Annotated in this window: 28 protein-coding genes and 1 tRNA gene; 12 read left to right on the top strand and 17 right to left on the bottom strand. The window is 61.6% G+C overall.

The window, feature by feature from the left end; genetic code table 11:
* The first annotated feature begins 4 nt into the window (after positions 1–4).
* Together NKH50_RS08375 and NKH50_RS08370 are read left to right on the top strand one after the other, a co-directional pair.
* Positions 5–1,189, top strand: a complete 1,185-nt coding sequence (locus NKH50_RS08375; RefSeq protein ID WP_352877884.1) for a CaiB/BaiF CoA transferase family protein — start codon at positions 5–7, stop codon at positions 1,187–1,189.
* Entirely contained in the window at positions 1,186–2,034 is an 849-nt protein-coding gene (locus NKH50_RS08370) for a citryl-CoA lyase (protein WP_352702685.1), read from the top strand. The genes NKH50_RS08375 and NKH50_RS08370 overlap by 4 nt, the downstream gene beginning before the upstream one ends.
* 76 nt (positions 2,035–2,110) lie before the next feature.
* Here the strand turns inward: NKH50_RS08370 and NKH50_RS08365 are convergent, their stop codons facing one another.
* From NKH50_RS08365 to NKH50_RS08305, 13 genes are all read right to left on the bottom strand, one after another.
* Positions 2,111–2,620 (bottom strand): NUDIX hydrolase, encoded by a 510-nt coding sequence (locus NKH50_RS08365; RefSeq protein WP_352702686.1) that lies wholly within the window; start codon positions 2,618–2,620, stop codon positions 2,111–2,113.
* Between the two features lie 128 nt (positions 2,621–2,748).
* Complete coding sequence (locus NKH50_RS08360; RefSeq protein WP_352737499.1) at positions 2,749–3,054, bottom strand: hypothetical protein; 306 nt, start codon at positions 3,052–3,054, stop codon at positions 2,749–2,751.
* A gap of 120 nt (positions 3,055–3,174) precedes the next feature.
* Complete coding sequence (locus NKH50_RS08355) at positions 3,175–3,867, bottom strand: response regulator transcription factor (RefSeq protein WP_352506583.1); 693 nt, start codon at positions 3,865–3,867, stop codon at positions 3,175–3,177.
* Complete coding sequence (locus tag NKH50_RS08350) at positions 3,864–6,605, bottom strand: DUF4118 domain-containing protein (RefSeq protein WP_352877881.1); 2,742 nt, start codon at positions 6,603–6,605, stop codon at positions 3,864–3,866. Before NKH50_RS08350 ends, NKH50_RS08355 begins: the two co-directional genes overlap by 4 nt.
* A gap of 53 nt (positions 6,606–6,658) precedes the next feature.
* Entirely contained in the window at positions 6,659–7,228 is a 570-nt protein-coding gene (gene kdpC, locus NKH50_RS08345) for a potassium-transporting ATPase subunit KdpC (RefSeq protein WP_352820610.1), read from the bottom strand.
* Between the two features lie 12 nt (positions 7,229–7,240).
* Positions 7,241–9,328, bottom strand: a complete 2,088-nt coding sequence (gene kdpB, locus NKH50_RS08340; protein WP_352877878.1) for a potassium-transporting ATPase subunit KdpB — start codon at positions 9,326–9,328, stop codon at positions 7,241–7,243.
* A 213-nt stretch (positions 9,329–9,541) separates the two neighbouring features.
* On the bottom strand, positions 9,542–11,245 hold the full coding sequence (kdpA, locus tag NKH50_RS08335; RefSeq protein WP_352877875.1) for a potassium-transporting ATPase subunit KdpA: 1,704 nt from the start codon (positions 11,243–11,245) through the stop codon (positions 9,542–9,544).
* A 25-nt stretch (positions 11,246–11,270) separates the two neighbouring features.
* Positions 11,271–11,360 (bottom strand): K(+)-transporting ATPase subunit F, encoded by a 90-nt coding sequence (locus NKH50_RS08330; RefSeq protein ID WP_352702697.1) that lies wholly within the window; start codon positions 11,358–11,360, stop codon positions 11,271–11,273.
* A gap of 334 nt (positions 11,361–11,694) precedes the next feature.
* Positions 11,695–13,176, bottom strand: a complete 1,482-nt coding sequence (locus tag NKH50_RS08325; protein ID WP_352702699.1) for a hypothetical protein — start codon at positions 13,174–13,176, stop codon at positions 11,695–11,697.
* Between the two features lie 111 nt (positions 13,177–13,287).
* A complete protein-coding gene (locus NKH50_RS08320) occupies positions 13,288–13,470 on the bottom strand; it encodes a hypothetical protein (protein ID WP_254816845.1) in 183 nt (60 codons plus the stop codon).
* Complete coding sequence (locus tag NKH50_RS08315) at positions 13,470–13,658, bottom strand: DUF3606 domain-containing protein (protein WP_352702701.1); 189 nt, start codon at positions 13,656–13,658, stop codon at positions 13,470–13,472. Before NKH50_RS08315 ends, NKH50_RS08320 begins: the two co-directional genes overlap by 1 nt.
* Positions 13,659–13,886: 228 nt before the next feature.
* Positions 13,887–14,117 (bottom strand): hypothetical protein, encoded by a 231-nt coding sequence (locus NKH50_RS08310; RefSeq protein WP_254816847.1) that lies wholly within the window; start codon positions 14,115–14,117, stop codon positions 13,887–13,889.
* Positions 14,118–14,521: 404 nt separating this feature from the next.
* Positions 14,522–14,956, bottom strand: a complete 435-nt coding sequence (locus NKH50_RS08305; RefSeq protein ID WP_352877871.1) for a DUF3597 domain-containing protein — start codon at positions 14,954–14,956, stop codon at positions 14,522–14,524.
* Positions 14,957–15,278: 322 nt separating this feature from the next.
* Here NKH50_RS08305 and NKH50_RS08300 point away from each other — a divergent pair, with 322 nt between their 5' ends.
* The 5 genes from NKH50_RS08300 to NKH50_RS08280 all read left to right on the top strand — a co-directional run bounded on the left by NKH50_RS08300 (position 15,279) and on the right by NKH50_RS08280 (position 18,009).
* A complete protein-coding gene (locus NKH50_RS08300; RefSeq protein ID WP_352799850.1) occupies positions 15,279–15,563 on the top strand; it encodes a hypothetical protein in 285 nt (94 codons plus the stop codon).
* 105 nt (positions 15,564–15,668) lie between these two features.
* Entirely contained in the window at positions 15,669–16,268 is a 600-nt protein-coding gene (locus tag NKH50_RS08295) for a YdeI/OmpD-associated family protein (RefSeq protein ID WP_352877869.1), read from the top strand.
* Between the two features lie 462 nt (positions 16,269–16,730).
* Positions 16,731–17,003: a hypothetical protein gene (locus tag NKH50_RS08290; RefSeq protein WP_254816851.1), complete on the top strand. Its 273-nt coding sequence runs from the start codon at positions 16,731–16,733 to the stop codon at positions 17,001–17,003.
* A gap of 261 nt (positions 17,004–17,264) precedes the next feature.
* Positions 17,265–17,672 (top strand): hypothetical protein, encoded by a 408-nt coding sequence (locus NKH50_RS08285; protein ID WP_352506573.1) that lies wholly within the window; start codon positions 17,265–17,267, stop codon positions 17,670–17,672.
* Between the two features lie 139 nt (positions 17,673–17,811).
* A complete protein-coding gene (locus NKH50_RS08280) occupies positions 17,812–18,009 on the top strand; it encodes a hypothetical protein (protein ID WP_352877866.1) in 198 nt (65 codons plus the stop codon).
* An 11-nt stretch (positions 18,010–18,020) separates the two neighbouring features.
* Here the strand turns inward: NKH50_RS08280 and NKH50_RS08275 are convergent, their stop codons facing one another.
* Together NKH50_RS08275 and NKH50_RS08270 are read right to left on the bottom strand one after the other, a co-directional pair.
* Complete coding sequence (locus NKH50_RS08275) at positions 18,021–18,212, bottom strand: hypothetical protein (RefSeq protein WP_352751999.1); 192 nt, start codon at positions 18,210–18,212, stop codon at positions 18,021–18,023.
* Between the two features lie 3 nt (positions 18,213–18,215).
* Positions 18,216–18,425, bottom strand: coding sequence for a hypothetical protein (locus tag NKH50_RS08270; RefSeq protein ID WP_254816855.1), 210 nt, complete (start codon positions 18,423–18,425; stop codon positions 18,216–18,218).
* A 365-nt stretch (positions 18,426–18,790) separates the two neighbouring features.
* On the opposite strand from NKH50_RS08270, the gene NKH50_RS08265 reads away from it, so the two are divergent.
* Complete coding sequence (locus NKH50_RS08265; protein WP_352877863.1) at positions 18,791–19,507, top strand: pentapeptide repeat-containing protein; 717 nt, start codon at positions 18,791–18,793, stop codon at positions 19,505–19,507.
* Between the two features lie 224 nt (positions 19,508–19,731).
* The gene (locus NKH50_RS08260) at positions 19,732–20,064 is read left to right on the top strand and encodes a hypothetical protein (RefSeq protein WP_352877860.1); all 333 of its coding nucleotides are present in this window, start codon (positions 19,732–19,734) and stop codon (positions 20,062–20,064) included.
* A 198-nt stretch (positions 20,065–20,262) separates the two neighbouring features.
* Here NKH50_RS08260 and NKH50_RS08255 read toward each other — a convergent pair.
* A tRNA-Ser gene (locus tag NKH50_RS08255) sits at positions 20,263–20,352 on the bottom strand.
* A gap of 426 nt (positions 20,353–20,778) precedes the next feature.
* Between NKH50_RS08255 and NKH50_RS08250 the strand changes: the two genes are divergently transcribed.
* From NKH50_RS08250 to NKH50_RS08240, 3 genes are all read left to right on the top strand, one after another.
* Positions 20,779–21,102, top strand: coding sequence for a hypothetical protein (locus NKH50_RS08250; protein WP_352509895.1), 324 nt, complete (start codon positions 20,779–20,781; stop codon positions 21,100–21,102).
* A gap of 68 nt (positions 21,103–21,170) precedes the next feature.
* Entirely contained in the window at positions 21,171–21,833 is a 663-nt protein-coding gene (msrA, locus tag NKH50_RS08245; RefSeq protein ID WP_352509893.1) for a peptide-methionine (S)-S-oxide reductase MsrA, read from the top strand.
* A gap of 213 nt (positions 21,834–22,046) precedes the next feature.
* Positions 22,047–23,036, top strand: a complete 990-nt coding sequence (locus NKH50_RS08240; protein ID WP_254816859.1) for a BMP family lipoprotein — start codon at positions 22,047–22,049, stop codon at positions 23,034–23,036.
* Between the two features lie 65 nt (positions 23,037–23,101).
* On the opposite strand, the gene NKH50_RS08235 is transcribed toward NKH50_RS08240, so the two are convergent.
* Positions 23,102–23,323 (bottom strand): SlyX family protein, encoded by a 222-nt coding sequence (locus NKH50_RS08235; RefSeq protein ID WP_352509891.1) that lies wholly within the window; start codon positions 23,321–23,323, stop codon positions 23,102–23,104.
* Position 23,324 lies beyond the last annotated feature (1 nt).

Below are 23,324 nucleotides of genomic sequence, written 5' to 3'. Positions count from 1 at the left end.
CGTCATGACAGACCTGCTTTCCGGCATCCGCATCCTTGACCTGACCAATGTGTTGGCCGGCCCCTATTGCGCCTACCAGCTGGCATTGCTCGGGGCCGACGTCATCAAGGTTGAGACGCCGCAAGGCGGCGATCTGGCGCGCCAGCTCGGCGCCTCTCCGGAGCTCAACCGGGCGGGCATGGGCGCTTCGTTCCTGGCGCAGAATGCCGGCAAACGCTCGGTGGCGCTCGATCTCAAGCAGGAGGCCGACCGCGAACGCTTCCTCGATCTGGTCGCTTCGGCCGACGCGCTGGTCGAGAATTTCCGCCCCGGCGTAATGGACCGGCTGGGGCTTGGCCATGCCAGGCTGAAAGAGGTCCGGCCAAGCCTTGTCTATTGTGCGATATCGGGCTTCGGCCAGACCGGGCCGATGCGCGACAATCCAGCCTACGACCAGATCATCCAGGGTCTTTCCGGGATTATGAGCATCACCGGTACACCGGAAACGGCGCCGCTGCGTGTTGGCTATCCGGTCGCCGATACGGTTGGCGGGCTGGTCGGGGCGTTCGCCATTACCGCCGCGCTGGTCAAGCAGAAGACGACAGGCGAGGGCGCGTTCCTCGACGTCTCGATGCTCGAATGCACGCTTTCTGCGCTCGGCTGGCCGGTGTCGAACTATCTGACGGCGGACGTCGAGCCGCAGCCGATGGGCAATGAAAATATGACGGCCGCACCGTCTGGCGCGTTTCGCACCGGCGACGGCTTGCTCAACATCGCAGCCAACAAGCAGGAGCAGTTCGTCACACTGTGCCGGTTGATCGGTCGGCCGGAGTTGGCGTCGGATGTCCGCTTTGCCGAGCGAGAAACGCGCAAGCAGAACCGCATTGCATTGAAAGCGCTGATCGAGGATGCCTTGACGAGCGGCTCGGCCGCCGCCTGGGAGGAGACGTTCAATCGCGCCGGCGTGCCGGCAGGCCGGGTGCTGACAATCCCGCAGATACTGCAGGAGCGACAGGTGATCGAGCGCGGCATGACGGCGCGCTTCCCGGCTGTGTCCGGGATGGACCAGCCGCTGACCGTGGTGCGCGGCGGCTTCATGGTCGATGGCCAGGCACCTTTGCCGAGCAGGCCGCCGCCGGGGCTCGGCGAGCATATGGGCGAGGTTTTTGCCGGCCTGCCGCCGCGTGCCAGGAAAAGAGCGAAGGCATGAGCGGAACGCAAAACAAGACTGGTCGCGCACGCGGCGAGGAATGGTGGCAGACCGGCATCATCGAGATGCGCCCCGGCGTCATCCGGCTGCGCGGCTATGAAATCCAGGATCTGATCGGCCGCGTCAGCTTTCCGGCAATGATCTGGCTGATGCTGCGCGGCGAACTGCCAGGCGAGGAGCAGGCGGCGCTGCTTGGCATCGCGCTGGGTGCTGCCGTCGACCATGGGCCGCAGGCGCCGTCGATCGCCATCGCCCGTATGGCGATCACCTGCGGCGTCGGCATCAACAGCGCCATGGCATCAGCCGTCAACGTGCTTGGCGATGTGCATGGCGGCGCCGGCGAACAGGCGCTTTCCTTCTACGGAGACATCGCTGCCGAACTGGACGCCGGCATGCCGCTTGCGGACGCCGTGTCGGCGCGGCTCGATCGTTTCCTTGCCGGGGAAAACGGCTATGTGCCCGGGCTCGGCCATCGTTTCCATCCGGTCGACCCGCGCGCGCCCCGCCTCATCGAGTTAACCCGCGACTTTGCCGCGCGCGGCATCGTCAGCGGGCGCTTCGCCGACATTGCCGAGGCGATCGAGGCCGAGGTGGCGCGGCGCAAGGGCAAAAAAATCCCGCTCAACATCGACGGCGCCACGGCCGTCATCTACGGCGAGCTCGGCTTCCCGCCGCCGCTGACGCGCGGCCTTTTCGTGCTGTCGCGCTCGGTCGGCATCCTCGCCCATGCATGGGAACAGTCGCAGGAAAGCGACCGCAACAAGGGGCCGCTGCCGCGCGAATGGCTGTGGGCCTATTCCGGCACGCCGGTGCGGTCTTTGCCCGAGGGCGACGGCGGCAAGTGAGATTTCGGTTCAAGTGTGACGGCGGCAGGCGCTGGGGCCAATTCCATCCCGATCCAGTCGGGCTAGCCTCGATCTTTTATTGAGCGTGATCTTTTCCGAAAGCCGGATTCTGTTTTTTGGAATTATACTCCAGCTCGGGAATCCTGATGTTCCTCACCAGCGTCGAGAGATCCGGCTCGTCGATGAGCACCGCCGCGTCGGCCGGCGCCAGCCACGCGCGCTGACGCCTCTTGGATTCTTCCCAGTCGGCAAGTTCCTCGGTTACCTCCAGCAAATAGACGACGACGTCGACACGGACGAAGCGGTTCGCCAGCCGCTTCCAGTAGCAATAGGTGCCGGCCGGCTGTTTCAGTGTCTTGCCGAGAACGCCGGCTTCTTCCTGTGCTTCGATGGTGGCCGCCTTGCGGCTGCTCTTGCCCTTCATCGGCCAGCCCTTCGGTACGATGAAGCGCCTCGTCGTTCGCGATGTGACCAGCATCACCTCGACGTCGCCATGCTCGTTCAGCCGAAACGGAATCGCCGCGACCTGGCGAATCCGGTCGCCCTTCCTTGCCTTGCGGACGACCTTCTTCTTGCTGGCTGCCATTCGATAATCCAGTCGAGGCGGTGCCCAAACGGCAAGGGCAGCGTTGCAAAGTCGGCCGCGTTCAATGGGGCGCAAGCGGAGCGGTTTCCACAATATATAAGTCGGCTAAATAAATGAAAGGGCCGTCGTTAGCGGCAGGTGCTGACAAAGCCGCTCCCCGACGGCAGCAACTGGCAAGTTGGTCTCATCTGCGGCACCTCCTGCCGTTGCGGGGTTGGGATTTGGCGATCCTGGGCACGGTACTGCTGTTGCTGCTGCTGGTATTGCTGGCGCCGCAGCCTGTTCTCCAACATCTGCAACTGGTCCTGCTGGATCAACACGTTGCGGTCGGCGGGACTGACGACCTGTGCCGATGCAGCAGGATTTACGCCCGGCAGCATCGCCGCAGTCAGCATTGCCGACCCTAAAAACGTCAATAGACGAAGCCGTGGCATTCGTTCATTCCCGCACAAAACCGATCTTTCCGTAATATAGGGCTTTTGTCCGGCGACACCATGGCCGCCGCTGGTTTGAAGCGGATTGGAAGAGGCATTCGGCTTCGGATGCTCGTCGCGTCAATCGACTTCGCGCAGCCGGTATCCGACGCCGGTCTCGGTGGTGATATAGCGGGGCTGGTCGGGCGTTTTTTCGATCTTTTGCCTGATCTGCCGGACGTAGACTCTGAGATATTGAACGTCGGTGGAATCGCCCCAGACCTGCTTCAGCAGGAATTGGTGGGTGAGAACCTTGCCGGCATGTTGTACGAGGATGCGGAGGATGTCGTATTCCTTCGGCGAGAGCTTTATCTCCTTGTCCTCGACCTTGACGATGCGCTTCACCAGATCGACGGAGAGGTCGCCGGTCTGGAACACCGGTCTCTCACCCTGCTGCTGGAACTTGTGGCGAAGCGCGACGCGGATGCGTGCGACAAGCTCGTTCATACCGAATGGCTTGGTTACATAATCGTCGGCGCCGAGTTCGAGGGCCGAGACGATGCCGGCCTCATCAGTGCGGCTGGAAAGAATAACCACGGGAATGTCCAGGCCATCATCCCGCCATTTGCGGAGCAGCTCATGCCCGCTCATGTCGGGCAGGCCGAGATCGAGCAGCACAAGGTCTGGCTTTTCCGTCTCGATGAGTTCAATCGCCGCCCTGGCGTTCGGCGCCTCGCTGATCGCATAGCCTTGGCTGCCAAGCCCGACGCGAAGCAGTTTCCGGATCGGCGGTTCGTCGTCGACCACCAATATCCTGACGTCCAGGCTCGTCATGGCAGATCGTCCATATTTTGATGGCCCGCCTCGGGTTCGCCGAGATTGGGCAGTTCCGCCGGCACCAGCTGCATCTTGATCGTGAAAACCGCCCCCGAGCGGTCGGACCTGTTTGCCGCCGAGAGCGTCCCGCCCATCGCTTCGATGAAGCCGCGGCAAATCGACAGGCCGAGCCCGGTGCCGGCACGCACCTGGTCACCCTTGCGCACACGGTAGAAAGTGTCGAAAACGCGCTCCAGGTCCGCTGGCGGAATGCCTGGTCCCTCGTCCATGATCTGCAGGATGATGAAGCCGTTATCGGCCCAGGCCTGCAGGCGGATCGTCGAACCTGGCGGCGCGTATTTTGCAGCATTATCAAGGAGGTTGAACAGCACCTGTTCGAACAGAACGGGGTCGACCCGCAACATCGGCAGATCCGATGGGATGTCGATCTCGGTCTTATGCTCGCGGACGATTTTGCGGGCCCGATGCAGAGCTGAGCCGACAATGTCGCCGAGATAGTGAAAGGCGTAGTTCGGCTCCATCGTGCCGGATTCGATCTTGGTCATATCGAGCAGATTGGCAATAAAGCGGTTAAGCCTCTCCGCCTCATCGAGCACGGTCGACAGCAGTTCCGTCCGGTCCTGCTCGGGAAGCGCGGCCTCGAAGTCCCTGAGTGTTCCGGCCGCGCCCATGATGGCGGCAAGCGGCGTTTTCAAATCGTGGGAAATGGAGGTGAGCAAGGCCGAGCGCAGACGGTCTGCCTCGGCCGCAAGCTTGGCCCGGTCAACGTCGGCGACGAGCTGGATGCGCTCGATGGCGACCGCCGCCTGGTCGGCGAGCGCATCGAGCAGACGCTGCTGCTCGGGTGTCAGCAGCGGACCTTGCTTATCGTTGTCGAGGCCGACAACGCCCACCGCCGTGCGTCCGGTTCGCAAGGGCAGATAGAGGCGTTTTGCTCCGGGCAGCGTGTCGGCGCCGCGCCCCGCGGCGCGGTTATGCTCCCAGGCCCAGCGGGCTGCTGCAATGTCGGCCTCGGCCAGCGTGTCGTCGGGTGGGTAGCCGGCTTTGACCGCAATTGTACCGTCCTCCGGCAGAAGCAGCACCACGTGCAGCTTCAGCATCGAGGCGATCTGGAAGGCAGTCGCCCAGAGAACGTCGTCGAGCGTGCCAGCACCGGCGAGCTTCTTTGAGAAGAGATAAATATCTTCAGTGGCGCGTGCCCGCGAGCGCGCAGCGACCGCCTGACGCTGCACGCGCGCTGTTAGATTGCTGGCAATGACCGCAACAACCAGGAAGACAGCCAGCGCAACGATGCTCTCCGGATCCTCGATCGTCAGCGTGTAGCGTGGTTCCAGGAAGAAATAGTTGAAGGCAATGGCGCTGATGAGGCAGGCATACAAAGCCGGCCAGAGACCGCCGGTCACAGCCGACGTCAGGACCCCAATGAGAAAGATGACCGCCAGGTTGCGGACGTCGAGAAACTGGTCGAGAAGGACGGCGAAGGCGAGCGAGCCAACAACATAGGCCGTGGCCCTGAGATAGGGCCAGATCTCGAACTGCCACTGCTCGTCCGCCGCCTTGACGGTCCTCGACGTCGCTTCGGCGTTGCGTTCGTTTCCCGAAATGACATGGACGCTGATGTCGCCGGCATTGCGGATGAGATCGTAAGTGAGCGAGCCTTCGATCAATTCCCGCCAGCGCGATCGGGTCGGCCTGCCGATCACGATATGGGTGAAGTTGTTCGCCGTCGCATGCCGAACGATGTCTTGCGCGACGTTCTGACCCGGAATGGTCGTCACCTCGGCACCGAGCTGCTCGGCAAGGCGCAGCTGCGTCGCCAGCCGATCCTTGTCCTCCTCGGGCATGGCAGCTGAACGAGGGGTATCGACATGAAGCGCCGTCCAAGGGGCGCGGAGCCGGTCGGCCAACCTCCGCGCATAACGTACACGGGCCGCCCCGCCCGGACGCGCATCGACGCAGACGAGAACCCTTTCCCCCGCCGCCCAAGGCCCGGGTATCGCGTGGGCCTGCATGTGGGTCAGCAACTGCTCGTCGACCCGCTGGGCAGTGCGGCGGAGCGCCAATTCCCGAAGCGCCGTCAGATTGCCCGGCGAGAAATAGTTCTCGATGGCGCGCTGGGCGGTGCTGGGGATGTAGACCTTGCCTTCCTCAAGCCGCTTGATCAGATCGTCGGGGGTCAGGTCGATGATCTCGATATCGTCTGCCTGGTCGATTATGGAGTCTGGGACAGTTTCCCGCACCCTGACGCGGGTGATCTGCGTCACGACATCGTTCAGACTCTCGACGTGCTGGATATTCAGCGTCGTGTAGACATCGATGCCGTGCGTCAGGATTTCCTGGACGTCGAGGTAGCGCTTGGGGTGACGGCTGCCCGGCGCGTTGGTATGGGCAAGTTCGTCGACCAGAACCAGCGCCGGGTGCCGGGCGAGGATGGCGTCGAGATCCATCTCCTCGAGGATCCGCCCTTTGTAATCGATCTCAAGGCGAGGAATGACCTCGTAGCCTTCGACCAGCGTCTGGGTTTCATTGCGGCCGTGCGTCTCGACGATACCGATTACTACGTCGATCCCGTCGGCCAGCCTGGCGCGGCCCGACATCAGCATCTCGTAGGTCTTGCCGACACCGGGGGCGGCGCCGAGAAATATCCTCAGGCGACCGCGCTCCTCTCGCTGGGCATGCTCGAGTAGCGCGTCGGGAGAGGGCCTGGTTTCGGCGGTGCGGCTGTCGTCTGGCATAAGCGTCAATCATGAACGGCGCCGGCTTCGGTGTCGATCCCGGCGCCGGTCCTTTACTGTTTCATCGCATCGTCCAGCGCAAGGTTGAGGGCCAGCACATTAACTACCGGCTCGCCGATGAATCCCAATTCGCGATCTTCGACATGGCTGTCGACAAGCGATTTGATCCTGGATTCATCGACGCCCCTGGCCTTGGCCACCCTGGCGACCTGAAAATAGGCCGCGTCGGGGCTGATATGCGGATCGAGACCGCTGCCGGACGTGGTGACCAGATTCATCGGTACCGGCTGGCTCGGGTTTTCGACTCTCAGCTTTTCGGCGTCGCTCTTGATCCTGTCGATGAGCTTCGGGTTGGTCGGGCCGAGATTCGAGCCGCCCGAGGCGGCGGCATTGTAGCCGTCGCCGGCAGCCGACGGGCGGCCATGGAAGTAGCGGTCGCTTTCGAAAGCCTGGCCGATCAGCTCGGAACCGACGAGCTTGCCGTCCTTCTCGATCAGGCTGCCATTGGCCTGGCGCGAAAACAGCGCCTGGGCAATGCCGGTCATGCCGATCGGATAGACCAAACCCGTCAGAATGGTGAAGAAGACGATCATGACGATCGCGGGCCTGATTTGATTGAGCATCGACGTGGTTCCTTAGGCGAGACCGAGAACGGTGATGCCCATGTCGATCACCTTGATGCCGACGAAGGGGACGACCACGCCGCCGAGGCCATAGACAATGAGATTGCGGCTGAGCAGCGCACCGGCGCCGACCGCGCGGTATTTGACACCCCTCAGCGACAGCGGGATCATCGCAATGATGATCAGCGCGTTGAAGATGATGGCCGAGAGGATAGCGCTCTGCGGCGTCGCCAGATGCATGACATTGAGCGCTTGCAGCGGCCCGGCGGTCTGGCCCGGGGCGATGTAGAAGACGGCGAATATTGCCGGGATGATGGCAAAATACTTGGCTACGTCGTTGGCGATGGAGAAGGTGGTCAGCGAGCCACGCGTCATCAGCAGCGCCTTGCCGATTTCGACGATCTCGATCAGCTTGGTCGGATCGCTGTCGAGATCGACCATGTTGCCGGCCTCGCGCGCCGCGACCGTGCCGGTGTTCATGGCAACGCCGACATCGGCCTGCGCGAGGGCCGGCGCATCGTTAGTGCCATCGCCGCACATCGCGACAAGTTTGCCTTTGGCCTGCTCGTCGCGGATCAGCTTCAACTTGTCCTCGGGCGTCGCTTGGGCAAGGAAGTCGTCGACGCCGGCTTCCGCCGCGATCGCCGCCGCGGTCATCGGATTATCGCCGGTGATCATCACCGTGCGGATGCCCATGCGGCGCAATTCGGCAAAGCGTTCTGCGATGCCGCCCTTGACGACGTCCTTCAGATGGACGACGCCGAGGAGGCGCCCGTCGCGCTCGACCGCGAGTGGAGTGCCACCCGATTTGGCAATCTCGTCGGCGATCGCCTGAAGGTCGCGGACGGTGTCGTTGCGCGTACGGCCTGTGGCAACCGTCGAGAGGTTGACGTGGGCAAGTACCGCATCGACTGCGCCCTTGCGGACCGAGGAGCCTTCCAGATCGACGCCGCTCATGCGGGTTTGCGCGGTGAAGGGCACGAAAGTCGCGTGCAGGCTTGCCATGTCGCGGGCGCGGATGGCGTATTTTTCCTTCGCCAGGACGACGATCGAGCGGCCTTCCGGCGTTTCGTCGGCAAGCGAGGCAAGCTGGGCCGCGTCGGCCAGTTCCTGTTCGGTGACGCCCTTGACCGGACGGAATGCCGTCGCCTGGCGGTTGCCCAGCGTGATGGTTCCGGTCTTGTCGAGCAGCAGCGTGTCGACATCGCCGGCCGCCTCGACGGCGCGGCCCGACATGGCCAGCACGTTGAAGCGCACCAGGCGGTCCATGCCGGCAATGCCGATCGCCGACAGCAGGGCGCCAATTGTGGTCGGGATCAGGGTAACGAACAGGGCGACCAGCACCGTCACCGAGATATAACCGCCCGAATACGAGGCGAAGCTCGGGATCGTCGCCGTGGCCAGCACGAAGATCAGCGTCATGCCGACGAGCAGGATATTGAGCGCGATCTCGTTGGGTGTCTTCTGGCGCTCGGCGCCCTCGACCAACGAGATCATGCGGTCGAGGAACGTATGGCCGGCAGCCGCGGTGATGCGCACGCGGATCCAGTCGGACAAGACCTGGGTGCCGCCGGTCACCGCCGAACGGTCGCCGCCGGATTCGCGGATGACCGGTGCGGATTCGCCGGTGATGGCCGCCTCGTTGACCGACGCCACGCCTTCGACCACCTCGCCGTCCGAGGGGATGATGTCGCCGGCTTCGACAAGCACGATGTCGCCGACCTTCAGGCTGGTGCCGGGCACCAGTTTGAACTTGCTGCGGTCGCCATCGTTCAACAGCTTGGCCTGCGTCTCGGTTCGCGCCCGGCGCAGCGAGTCTGCCTGCGCCTTGCCGCGACCTTCGGCCACCGCTTCGGCGAAATTGGCGAAGAGCACGGTGAACCACAGCCAAATGATGATCTGCAGCGTGAAGCCAAGATCGCCGCCGCTGGTAACGAGATCCTTGACGAACAGCACGGTGGTGAGCGCCGAGACGACGGCGACGACAAACATCACCGGGTTTCGCATCAAGGTGCGCGGGTTCAGTTTTCTGAAGGAACCGCCGATAGCGGGCCACAGAATGCGGGTATCCATGATGCTCACGGATTTCGACGGGCTCATTTGGTAGCTCCAGTGTCGATTTTGTTGACCGGTCGATCGTGTGCCGAACGAAGGTGCGGCGGCCCGTAAGCCAGCAGCCAGATCATGATCAAGGCTGCCGCAATAGCGAGGAATGTGGACAGCGTCGGGAAAGGAGGGGGCGTTTTCTCCCCCTCCGGCTCGGGGCGATGCCGGACCTTCCGAGGTATGATCTTGAACCAGGGCATGGCCGTTTCAGAATGTCTGACCGTGAATCATCGCCAGGTGCTCGACGATCGGTCCGACCGCCAGGGCCGGGAAGAAGGTCAGGCCGCCGACGATCAGGATGACACCGGCCAGCAGGCCGACGAACAGCGGACCGTCCGTCGGGAAGGTGCCGGCGGAGGCAGGGACGGTCTTCTTCGCAACTAGCGAGCCAGCAATCGCCAACGCCGGAATAATGACCAGGAACCGGCCCATCAGCATGCCGATGCCGAGCGTTACGTTGTACCAGGGCGTGTTGCCGCTGAGGCCGCCAAAGGCGGAGCCATTGTTCGCCGCGGCCGAGGTGTAGGCATAGAGAACCTCGGAGAAGCCGTGCGGGCCGGCATTGGCGATGGAAGCAACGCCGGTCGGCAGCACCACCGCGATAGCGGTGAAGATCAGCATTGCAAGCGGCAGGCAGAGCACGGCCAGCATAGCCATCTTGACCTCCTTGGCCTCGATCTTCTTGCCGAGATATTCGGGCGTGCGTCCGACCATCAGCCCGGCGACGAAAACGGCAATGACGATGAACATCAGGATACCGTAGAAGCCCGCGCCGACGCCGCCGACAATGACCTCGCCGAGCTGCATATTGATGATGGGGATCATGCCGCCGAGTGCGGTGAAGCTGTCATGCATGGCGTTGACCGCGCCGCAGGACGCGGCGGTGGTGATGACGGCAAACAGCGCCGACAGAGCGATGCCGAAACGGCTCTCCTTGCCCTCCATGTTGCCGCCGTCGACGCCCAGCGCATGGACCAGCGGATTGCCTGCGGCTTCCGCCCAGTAGCAGACGGCAACGCCGGCGATGAACAGCACGCCCATAGCCGACAGAATTGCCCAGCCCTGGCGCTGGTTGCCTACCATGCGGCCGAAGACATTGGTCAACGCCGCGCCGAGGGCGAAGATCGTCACCATCTGGATCAGGTTGGAAATTGCATCGGGATTTTCGAAGGGATGCGCTGCATTGGCGTTGAAGAAGCCGCCGCCATTGGTGCCAAGCATTTTGATAGCGATCTGCGAAGCGACAGGCCCGACTGCGATGGTCTGCTGCGCACCTTCGAGCGTCGTCGCGTTGACGTAGGCAGCGAGCGTCTGCGGCATGCCGAGATAGACATAGACCAGAGTTAACACGATGCAAAAGGGCAAAAGCAGGTAGAGCGTGCCGCGGGTCATATCGACCCAGAAATTGCCGATCGATTTGCCTGAGGCTCTAGCAAAGCCGCGGATCAATGCGACCGCAATGGCGACGCCAGTCGCCGCCGACAGAAAATTCTGCACGGTCAAGCCGGCCATCTGCACGAGATAGGACATCGTGCTTTCGCCGCCGTAGTTCTGCCAGTTGGTGTTGGTCATGAAGCTGGCGGCGGTGTTGAAGGCCAGCCCAGGTTCGACTGCGGTCATGCCGGCCGGATTGTAGGGCAGGCCGCCTTGCAGCCGTTGCAGCGAATAGAGCACCAGGAAGCCGGCCAGGTTAAAGAACAGCAGGGCCGCCGCATAGGAGGTCCAGTGCTGCTCCTCGCGCTCGCTGGTCCCTGATATGCGGTAGAGCCCGCGCTCGAGCGGGGCCAGAATTGACGACAGGAATGTGCGCTCGCCGCTGAAAACGCGATGCATGTAGCCGCCGAGCGGCTTGGCCAGCAGAACGACGATCCCGCAATAGACGAGGATCTGCAGCCATCCGTTGATTGTCATGGGGTTGGCTCCTTGCCAGCGGAGATCAGAAGCGTTCCGGGCGAACGAGGGCGTATGTCAGGTAGGCGAGAAGAAACAAGGTCACGGCGCCGCCGAGGATATGGTCGAAAAGCATGTTGCGATCCCCTAAACTTACAGCTTGTCGCAGGCTTTGATGTAGCCGAAGCATAGCGCAAAGAACGCGATTCCAATCGCGACAACAACTATGTCCACCGCGCATTTTTCCTTATGTTGTATTTGTTTGTTTACTTTAACAAACTATCCAAACGCGTCGCCGCATCATATCGGCGGCTGGATACACCGCTCCTGTGAATATGGATCAAAGTGCCATAAAGGTTCGAGACGGGACGCGGAGCAAAGAAATCAAAATCCCATAAGGATTTCGCCGCCTCGGCGCTGGCCACAGCTTCAGGAGGGAGGTGCGCACCGGCGAGCGAAGCTGCCGGGGCTCAGTCCGCGCGGGTGTAGATCACCGCGTAGTCGTCCGCATAGGCCCGCTTCCAGCCCAGTTCGTCGAAGAACGGAATGCGGCTGTCGTCGGCGGTCAACAATGCCCAGCCTATCGTATATTTCTCGAGTTGGGCTTTCAGGATCGGCTTGCCCCGGCTGTGCCCAGTCTGCTCATCCGTTTCCGTAAAGCCATTCAGGAAGAGCTGATCCGCGCGGCCGTCGATAAACGTCCTGATGCCATGGAAAATCAGCGTACCGCCAAAATCGTAGGAGTTCAGCAGATTGCCCGACAGATTATGGGTTTGGGCGAAGGCCAGTGCGTCGCTGGCCGAGGTCTTCTGGCTCGGCGCGACCGGATAGGTCGTGAAGGCGGCAGCCGCCAAAACCAGCAAAACGGCAAGTCCAGCGCAAATCCTGGAAAATTGCCGTGCGAAAAATTGTTCAAGTCCGTCGCGCTTTTCCGCCGCCCATTTCTCGGCTGAAAGCGCTGGATATTGTTGCGCGACCTCAACGGCAAGGACCACCGGGACAAGAAGAAAGAACAAGTACATGAACCGTATGTGGGTGAGATAGGCGTGCAGCGTGAAGACAAGGAACAGCGCCTTGGCCCAGCCAATGCGCAATCTCGACACGAGCAGCCCGAAAAACGCCACCAGCAGGGCCACCTCCTGGAGGGTGTGCCGCGAGGCGTCGAAGGGTTGCCACTCCGCAATGTAAGGCACCGCCTCATTGCCATAGGCCACGGTGAATGTGGCGAGTATGGCCTTGACGCCATAGGGATTGAGCAGGCTGACCAGCGGGCAAAGCAGCCCGAAAACGATCCACTTGGCCAGCAGCCGGGGGTTCGACAAGCGCGTGCGCATGACGAGATCGAGCCCGGCGAAGGCGGCGATCACGAAACCGAAGGTGAAGGTGGCATGGAGATTGGCCCACAGGCAAAGCAGCGTCAGCAGCCACAAAGGCGGCGCTTTCTCGTTGCGTGCGGCCTGGAAAAGACCGGCGGTCCAGACGACGATGATGGGCAAGGTAAAGATGTGCGGGCGGGCGACATAGATTGGCCCGATCAAGAGCGCGAGAACCAGCGTCAGTCCTATCGCCAGCGTCGGCTTCAACCACGCGCTGAGATACCACGACATCAAGAAGACCGTCAGCGCGATTACTGCAGTCGCCAGCAGCACCACGCCGTTCCAGCCGCCGGCTTCAAAGGCAATTGCAAGGAGAACCTGGCTAAGCCATTCCTTGGCGATCCATGGCTGGCCGGCAAAAGTGTAGGAATAGATGTCGACGGTAGGGAATGTGCGGCTTGCCAGCATATCCATGCCGACCTTGATGTGCCACCAGCTATCGGGATCCTGCAGGAGGGAGGTGGCAAAGGCGAGGAGCGCCGCCGCTATCACGACCGCCGCCAGCAGGCAAAATACCAATCTCACATGCCGTATATCGCCTATCGACCGCTTCGCCTCACCAGATATCCCGCGCATATGGCATCCCTGAGCCGCGATAGCGGAAGGGATAGGCCGAATTTGTTAGAAAACCGATAAGCTGCAGGATTGCAGCAACAACCCTGTGCCGCGTCCAACCGGCTCGGCGGCTCAGCCCTCGGCCTTGAAGTTCTTGGCTTCCTTCTCGACCTTCGGGCTGTCCTTGCCGTGCTTGCGCATCAGATCCTTCGCCTGCTTCGGCGAAACGTCGGTGGTTTCGGCCAGACGCAGAGCCTCCTTTTCGTCCGGATCGCGCGTCTTGCGGTCGGCCATTGCGGTTTTCTTGTCAGCCATTACGACGCTCTTATGCTTTCGGCGATTTCGTTCAGCACCTTGCGGTCGGTGCCGTGACGCTTGATCAGCGTGCGTGCCTGATCCGGGGTGATGCCCGCTTCCTCGGCGAAGTGACGTACCTCGTAGTCTTCGCTGCCCGCCACTCGTGAGCGGTCGCGACTGTCGGTCTTGGTTTTGTCGTCGGCCATGGCAGCTCTCCTCATCTCGACGAGAGCATAACGGGCAAGATTTCAGCGAGTTCCGTCGAGCGTGTCGCTCTGCCCTCGGGCATGACCCGGCATGCGCGGCGGTTTTGCTCAAAGCAGGGGCTTGGCGTCAGGCCGGCCTTCGCGCACAAATAGGCTGGCCTCTTTGGCGGCGCTGCCAACCGCCCGCCACTGCTCCTGGGCGCAGCCTGGTATTCGTTCCGGATTGTTTTATTGGGACCGATGGTCGAACACGACGCCCATGGTCCTACCAACGGCCGTCATGACGATAAGCTCGACCAGATCGTCGTCACTGTTGCCGCAGGCCGGGGCCGTCCTGCGAACGATGTCCAGCATCGCCCTCGTCGATATGGTGTCGCCGGCACCGAACCGTGAAAGCGCAGATGAAACAAGCTCTTGGGCCGTCAAGTCGGCGACAGTCACCCTCTGCACCACGTTCATTGGCTTCCTCCCACCATGAACTCTCTCCGGGGAGAATGATACGCCGAACGTCGCGTTTCGCCAGCAAAATGGTGGTCCTACCAGCGCGTGGGCAGCGACCGAAATCGTCGGTTTTGCGGGAGGCAATCCGAGCGGGAGGCGGCAGCGCTTTTGTGCCATGCGACTTCGCCATAGACCCAATCCCGGCGGCCGGGATCGGTCTCAATTTTATTTACTGGCAGTCTGATGCTTGGCAGTGTGGTCTGCTCGGTTGCGGCTGAAAGCCAGCGCAGCAAGAACCACGGTGCGGGCAGGACCGGGACGGTTCGTCGTTTCACGGAAACGCCGAACGGTCTGTCTTTTTTGTGACGCAACTCCGGCCAGAACCGTTCACAGGTTTTCCTGGAATTGCTTGTCTTGTGACTCTAGGCGGCCAGATCGCTCGGAAGCTTGCCGCCATTCTCGGCCAGCTTTTTCATCAGTGCGTCGTGCAGCCACAGATTCATCGTTACAGTGTCGTTCATATCGCCGGTGTAGTTCAGCTCGTGGGCAAGCTCCTTGCGGGCGCCAAGGCTGCTGTCGATATTCAGGGCCTTCATCAGGTCGACGATCGAATTCTTCCAGTTGAGCTTCTGCCCCTTCGCGGCCACGGCCTTGTCGAGAATGGCAGGGATGTCCGGGGCAGAGGACAGCGTGGCCGGCGCGGCCGGAGCCGGGGTTGCAGCCGGGGCGGATCGGGTAGGCGCCGTCGGCTGGGTGGCCGTGCTCGAAGCAGGCGCGGGAGACGGTTGCGCCGGCGGCGCTTCGGCCGCAACCGCGTTTCCGAAAATCGCACCTTTGATACTGTCGAAAATGCCCATTGCTATCTCCTGTGTTGGCTCGACGGTGTGTTGCCTTGACGGTCGGTGAGGCGACCGTTGCCGAATGCCGCATTGAGCGCCCTGGTTGTACCAGGACCACGAACGCAACGCAGGGGCAACTCAAAAGTGGCTAAAGGGTAAAGGCTTGGTTGCATTGGGGAATCGGCCCAGCAATCCGGCCCGAGAGTAGAATAGGCCGGATCGCGGTCCGACAAATCGTCACGCGCAATGGGCGAGGGAATGGTTGCCAGCCAGTTTTGCTGACGCAGACTAGAAAAATCATCTAGATTCGTGTTCGCAATTCGCTGAGAGGAACGAAGCCATGACAGCAGTCGTCGCATCTGACAGGCTCGAACGTTCGCCGGTTTGGGCAGTGGACGATCCGTCGGTCAAATGGGCCGGCGCTTTCGCGGTTTACGGCGGGCACGGCACCACCCAGTCCCCGGTCATTGTCTACGAGATCGAGTCCGGCAAGCGGCTCGGCTGGCACAGCGACGCCACCGAAGAGACGCGTTCTTTGCGGCGGCGATGTTCATGCAGACATTCGACGGCGTCATGCTGCCGCCGGAAATCCCATGTCCTCGGCACGCCCAATCGTGCGGGCTGAATGCGTGCCGGCGGGAATCAACAGGCCTGCGGATATCGGACTTGGAGCTGATATGAGGGCGCGGTTCGGCGTCGTTACGCGCCTGGGTCACCGGCGGATCGGCTGATGGCGCCCGTGAAGGTCGACCCCGCCAAGGTGCGCGAGTTCAGGGATGCCGAAAGCTTCCATGCCTGGCTTGGCGAGCATCACGACAGCGAGGACGAAGTCTGGATCAAGATCCATAAGCTCGATTCGGGGCTGCCGTCGATCACGCCGAAGCAAGCCATCGACGTGGCGTTGTGCTGGGGCTGGATCGACGCGGTGCGCAAGGCGTTCGACGGCAAAAGCTATCTGCAGCGCTACACCCCGCGCGGCAAGAAGAGCACCTGGAGCCAGATCAATGTCGACAATGTCGCCCGGCTGATCGAGGAGGGCCGGATGACCGAGCACGGGCTGAGGCAGGTCGATGCGGCCAAGGCCGACGGCCGCTGGGCGCGCGCCTACAAGAGCGGCAAGGAGATGAAGATCCCCGACGACCTCCAGGCGGCAATAGACGCCGAGCCCAGGGCAAAAGAGATGCTGGCAAAGCTCAGCGGGCAAAACCGCTTCGCGCTCGCCTTCCGCATCCACAACATGAAGACCGAAGCCGGGCGCAAGAAGAAGATCGCGGCGTTCGTGGCGATGCTGAAGCGCGGCGAGACCATCTATCCGCAGGGCAGAAAGTAACATCTGACGAGGCGTGCCGGCGCTGCGTCTTGTGCTTGTCCCTGTCGGCGAGCCCCGAATGCGGCCGGGTCGCTGCTCAGGCCCATCTCCGATCCAGGCGATGTCGCCGACGATTTGTTTTTGACGAGCGTCGCCCGGCACTTCGACACCAGCTCTCATTCGTTTAGTTGATGCAGGAAAAAGTCTCGTCCTCACAGTCGGTATAGTATATTAGCAGGCGCTGTTATGAGGTTTTTGCCCGTTCAGGAGCCGACTGGCACGTGGGCCGTGTTTGATGCGACCGTGGACGTGCCTGCGGATTTCGCTGGCAGTTGCCTTATCGGCTTGCCGCGGGAGCGGGCGGAGTGGCTCGCAGCAAGAGCCAATCGAGATGCTGCAAAAGGCACTTCGATTTGCCGGTTGCCAGCTGCCGGACCGGCACAAGCCGCGGTTCTTAGACTTAGACCGATCGGAGAGATTTCGATGATGCACGAAAGGGAAATGGCGGCTGCGTTGGCAGCCAGGAACCAGGAAGCGGACATTCGTGGTGTCTTCGACATCACCAACAAAACCGACGCGCCAATTGGCTCTCGCCGATTGGGTGAGGCTATCCACTTTGTCGCCAATGCACCTATCGTTGGCTATGATGTTCACGCCGCCGTCATCAGATATGGCCCACTCGGAACCCCCAGCCTCAGAGCTACAGATTGCGCTCAGCTGTGGGAGAAGTTCGGCGAGGCCTTGCTGGAACACTGACGGGCAGACCTTTGGCGCGTATGGCACCACGATTGTGCAGGACTTCCTTAGTGAGAACGACATGGAAGCCTGGCGGGTGATATTGCAATTAAATTAGGGTGAGCGCATATTTTTTGCCGGCTGGACTCGCAACCGGCGAGGCCCGGCTGCCGACGGGCCGTCAGGCCGGCGACAAATGGTGCCGCAGGCCCGACGGTCCCCTTGGCAAGATCGCCGGAACCAGAGCATGATGCGGCGGCAAAACGGGTTTGGGGGAATGATATGCCTAAGGTTTCGGAGCTTTTTTTCAAGACAGCCATCGTCTTTCTTATTCTGGGAATTGCAGCTGGCCTGCAGATGGCAATTTCAGGCGATCACGGCGCGTTTCCGGCTCACGCGCACATCAACCTGCTGGGATGGGTCACCAGTGCAATATTCGGCGGCTACTATGCGCTGAACCCGGCAAAGGCTGCTCGCAGGACCGCGATGATCCACTATGGCGTCTACAATCTCGGCCTGGTCGTGATGCTGCCGGCGCTTTACCTGATGCTGCAGGGAAATCCGGCGCTCGAGCCGATCGTCGCCACCGGCTCGATGATTGTCGCTGCCGCCGTGCTGATCTTTGCCTTCGTGGTTTTCTCCGGCGAAACAGAGCGCTCAGTCTCGGGAATACCAGCGGTCCCGCGGTAGACGGGGCGGCGATAGTGCCGAGCCTATCAATGCCCGTGCTTCTGGTGAAGCGCGGGCCGATTGGTTGTAGGCTGATCTGAGGCAAGAGTGCGGCGAGATGAAAGCCGCTCAGTAGCCTTCGCGCGCCCCTCTGCCTGCCATGCTGCTTATCGCGGCCTTCATTTTGGCGTTGTGCCTGCGTCCCCAGGAAGGTGAAAATATCGACACTTCTTGGATCTTCGCCGAAACGACTGCCTTGTGCTTTTGGGGCGCGACGCCCAGCGAGCGCAGGTGCGACGTTGATGCAGCCTTGTTGTTGGCGACGCAGCATGACGGGGTCATCGTCAAACGACGGTAGAGCGCGCGGACCTACTGTTGCGCGAGCCGGTCCCCGAGCGTGTTTGCTTCGGCCAATCTTGCCAGCGATTGTTCGATTTTCTGCGCCGAGGCGTCTGTGCGCTTGATGTGCCGTATCATTTGCTGCCTCAGCAGCGCTAGCCTTGCGACGCGATATTCGTCGCCGTATCTCGCAGTTTCAAGGTGGAGGGTCGCGAGCATCATGGGTCAATTCTTCCGATCGATCTTCGTCATGCGTTCCCGGGCCTCAATCACGCGTTTTTGCTCAGACCGTATGCGGTCGCACAACGCGAGATTGACGGCGACACAGCCATCGTTCAACAACAGTTCATTCGCACGCTTCAGCGAGCGCTCGGCCCGTTTAACGCGCAGCCTGGCATTGGCCAGTTCGAAGCTAAAAATATCAATCATCATCATACCGCTTCGTTTGCGGTCCCTTCGATTGTTAACCGGCGTCGATCCCATTTGTTCCAACTGCACGCGGCGCAGCGCCAGGAAGGAGCTTGTCTTTCGCCCGTGCTGGGCCGTTCGCGATGGCGGGGCATGCTAGGTGGGCGGGCTGGTGCAAGGCGAAGGTGTGAAGGCCTGGCCCGTAATCACGTTCTGTTCACTCTGGCTAATGTAAGCTGGCCGCCTAGAATTCGCCGCGAAGCTGTTTGACGCGGAGCTTCACGCCAGGCTTGACCCACTGCGCCGCGAGCACAGCCATGTGGTCACCGTGGCTCGAGTGTCAGCAGATGTGGTAAGGGTGAGTGTCGGCGAGTAGCAGAGGTCCAGCAACAATGACTTTGAGGCGAACCAGAGCTTACGGCACATCCGGCTTGGTTCTAGCGGTTTGCACTGTGTTTGCTTGGCAGAACGCCGCTGCCGCTCAAAATTGCGACGCCGCCGCGACGCCTGGCGTCAATTGGCAAGAGTGTGACAAGAAGCTTCTCATCCTAGACGGACAGGACCTGAGCGGGGCGAACCTGTTCGGTGTTGATTTCACTTCGACCGACCTCAGGAACACCAATCTCCGTGCGGCAAATCTTGAGAAGGCAACGCTTGTGCGTGCTTCCCTGGCCGACTCGACCGCCAAAGGCGCCCGGTTCGACAGAATCGAGGGCTACAGGACCGACTTCAGCCGTATGGACGCGCAGGGCGCTGTGTTTGCGAGCGCGGAAATGCAGCGCTCGAATTTCCAGGACGCCAATCTGACCAATGTTGATTTCACAAAGGCAGAACTGGGGCGTGCGCAGTTCCATGACGCCGATATCAGCGGCAGCCGCTTCTCGTTTGCCAATCTCGCACGGGCGGACTTCCGAGGAGCGACGTTCACCGCGCCGATAGACTTTGACCGCGCCTTTTTCTTTCTGACCCGTATCGAGGGCCTCGACCTTTCCAATTCGGCGGGTCTGTCCCAGTGGCAGCTCAACATGGCTTGCGGAGACGCCCGGACCGAGTTGCCTTCTGGCTTGACGAGGCCTGAAGATTGGCCCTGTCAATTCCAGCAGGAATAGTTGTCGGCAAGCGAACTGCGGCAATGCTGCACCCGACAGGATTCGAACCTGTAACTTTGTGCCGCGGACATGCCCATTAAGGTCGAAGCCACCACCCGAGACGGCGAACTCCGGATATCCCTGTCTAATGCCGGAGAGCCCATTCCGCACGAGACAATGCAGGGGATCAGCATTAAGGAATATAATCCTCCCGTTGCGGCGAGCCCCTTCAACGGAGAATCGCCATGACTCGAAAGACCCTCGCCGACACTCTGTCCGCCCGCGAAACCATCTATGTCAATTGTGCGCACCCGATGTGCTGCAAATCGACGAAACTTGACATCCAGGCGCTGATTGACAGGCTCGGCCATGACCACGGCTCGATGCATGACGACTTGGTCGGGCTCTTTGTCTGCTCAAATTGCAAGGCTGCCGGCCGTGACCGACCTTCTTCGCATGCATTCCTGACTACGAAGGCCATCAGCGGGCGCGCAATCGCGACTGGAAGCGAACTTTCGAACGAAGGGGCTGAAAGTGGCCGGCGCCGCTTGGGGGGCGTTGGGGTAGATTGCCTGTAGGCGCCGGCGGGGCGGATTGGGGTCCGCAGACGCGAATCCTGCGGGCTGCCCTGCGGTTTTTTCCGGACACTCCGATTCCCAAGCAAAGTCAACAAAGGGGCGGCGGCATGGTGGCCGAGCTTCATCGTTTGCGGACGTTAGGAACGGAAAGGCCGCAACTCACAAAGCGAAACAATAACAGACGCTTAAGTGGGTATCTGGCGGAGAGAGCGGGATTCGAACCCGCGTTACGGTTTCCCGTAAACACACTTTCCAGGCGTGCGCCTTCAACCACTCGGCCACCTCTCCGTCTTTAGCATTTTCGACGCGGCCGGTTTCGCCGCGCGGGTTGGGGAGATGCATCTCCTTTGGGATTCCGGACCGGAATTCCGGCCGTGGGCGCCGTCGACCAGCGGATACCCTTTCCCCACACCTGAGCCGTCAAAGCAACAGGCGCGGGGCTCATCTAGTCGATCCGGTGCCGAATGCCAAGACATAACGATAGTCTATTCGCTTTGCCGGATACGGATGCTCACCCCATGTTACCGGAGCACCCGTAGGGAGCCTATCGAAAGGGGCGGCCGAGGTGTGCTCGCCGTCCGGCGCGCCGCCGGTTCCAGCGAACCGGCGGTCGCCGGTTCAACTTCGCGTGTCGCGATTGCAGGCGAAGCAAGTAGATCCTATCTAACAGTCCGATACGACATTCTGATAATCTCCTGGGGAGGAAGGGTCTGGATGTTCCGCTTCATCTTTCGTCTCGCTGCAATGGTCGCGCTGTCGGTTTCGGTCATCATGGCCGTGCTCGATGCGACACGGTCGGTGGCGGCTTCGGCGCTGGTGATGACACCGCTTAATTCCAGCTGGCTCGCGGTCTCGCCGGATACGCGCAGCGCCTTCGAAAGCTTCGTCCGCGACAAGGTCAATCCGCTGCTGTGGGATGGCGCCATCGCCTGGGTGCTCAGCCAGCCCGGCTTCGCCGTGTTCGCGGTGCTGGCGTTCATTCTTTACGCCATCGGCTACAGGCGGCCGCGCCCCAGCGGGCGGTTCGCCGCGACCTGACATTTCCAGCCTGACCCGGTGTTCCCGTGCCGGGGAAGGCTCAACCAAGAAGAAAAGGAAACCGCACTATGTTTCTCAGCGACATGCTGAACAAGAAGCTCAACCTGCCGAAGCCCTCCGAGGCGCTGCCCGGCCGCGACCGGCCGATCCCGACTGCATCGAAGCACTTCGTCTCGAACAGGCCGCTCAAGGGTCCTTATCCCGAAGGGCTGGAAACGGCGATGTTCGGGCTGGGTTGCTTCTGGGGCGCCGAGCGCCTGTTCTGGCAGGTCGAGGGCGTCTGGGTCACGGCGGCCGGCTATGCCGGCGGCGTCACGCCCAACCCGACCTATCAGGAAACCTGCACCGGGCTCACAGGCCATGCCGAAGTCGTGCTCGTCGTCTACGATCCCAAGATCGTGTCCTATGCCGAGCTTTTGAAGCTGTTCTGGGAAAGTCACGACCCGACGCAAGGCATGCGCCAGGGCAATGATGTCGGCACCACCTACCGCTCGGCGATCTATACGTTCAACGACGCGCAGTACCAGGCGGCGCTCGCCTCGCGCGATGCCTACGAGGCTTCGCTGCGCGGTGCCGGACGCGGCAAGATCACCACCGAGATCGCACCGGCGCCGGAATTCTACTTCGCCGAGGAAGACCACCAGCAATATCTGGCGAAGAACCCCTACGGCTATTGCGGCCTGCGGGGAACCGGCGTCTCCTGCGCCATTCCGGCCGCCGTCTCCGCCTGATTATGCCCCTGACGCAAGGAATATGCTGTGGCGCCGCGATGCGGCGCCATGCTTTTCCAAAGGGTCAAAATTCCACGTGAATTTTGTTTCGGGCCGTGCCAGATTGACCCGAAGCGGGAGGAAGACACTCCTGCCTGACGCTGCATGCCTGCCGGAGAACCGGGCCGGCATGCGGTGCATAATGGACAAATAACCGACAGGGGTGTGGATCACATGAAACGTATCGTTCTCGGCCTTATGGCCGCAGCTGCAATGGTTCTCCCGGCCTTCGCCGCGGACATTCAACCCGCGATCCTCTATGATCTCGGCGGCAAGTTCGACAAGTCGTTCAACGAAGCGTCCTTCAACGGCGCCGAAAAGTTCAAGACCGAGACCGGCATCCCCTATGTGGAATTCGAGGTCAGCAACGCCACCCAGCGCGAGCAGGCGCTGCGCCGCTTCGCCGAGGACGGCCGCAATCCGATCGTCATGGCTGGCTTCTCCTGGGCCGACGCGCTTGACAAGATCGCCACCGAGTTCCCCGACACCAAATTCGCCATCATCGATATGGTCGTCGACAAGCCCAATGTCCGCTCCCTGGTCTATAAGGAGCAGGAAGGCTCGTACCTCGTCGGCGTGATGGCGGCGATGGCTTCCAAGACCAAGAAGGTCGGCTTCGTCGGCGGCATGGATATTCCGCTGATCCGCAGGTTCGGCTGCGGCTATGTAGGCGGCGCCAAGGCGGCCGGCGCCACCGACGTCATCCAGAACATGACCGGCGATACGCCGGCAGCCTGGAACGATCCGGCCAAGGGCGGCGAGATCGCCAAGACGCAGATCGACCAGGGCGCCGACGTAATCTACGCGGCGGCAGGCGGCACCGGTGTCGGCGTGCTGCAGGCAGCGGCCGACGCCGGCAAGCTCGGCATCGGCGTCGATTCCAACCAGAACGGCCTGCAACCCGGCAAGGTGTTGACCTCCATGGTCAAGCGCGTCGACGTTGCCGTCTACAACACCTTCATGGATGCCAAGAACGGCAAGTTCACGGCCGGCGTCAACGATCTCGGCCTCAAGGAAGGCGGCGTCGACTACGCCATGGACGACAACAACAAGGCGCTTGTCGACGACGCGATGAAGGCAGCGGTCGAAAAGGCCAAGGCCGACATCATCGCCGGCACCATCAAGGTGCACGACTACATGTCGGACAATGCCTGCCCGTATTGATTGATCGACATTGAAGACTGACGAGCCGCCGGGTGAAAGCCCGGCGGTTTTGCATTGTCAGCCGCTCACCAGTGCGGCGGCTTGGTCACCGGCACGTCGGGTGCGGCCTGTTCCTCCAGCGCCAGGAAGCGCTCGGCCAGCGCGTCGAGCTTGCGCTGCATGCGCTCGATCACCTTCCACTGCTCGGCGATCTGGCCTGACAGTTCCTCGATTGTCTTCTCCTGCTCGGCGGCGCGGATTTCCAGCGTCGTCAGCCGGTGGTCGGGCATGTGGGCGGGCATGGTCATC

Source organism: Mesorhizobium sp. M1027, from assembly GCF_040318745.1.
Lineage (GTDB): Bacteria > Pseudomonadota > Alphaproteobacteria > Rhizobiales > Rhizobiaceae > Mesorhizobium.
This window is presented reverse-complemented; position numbering and strand designations above follow the sequence as displayed.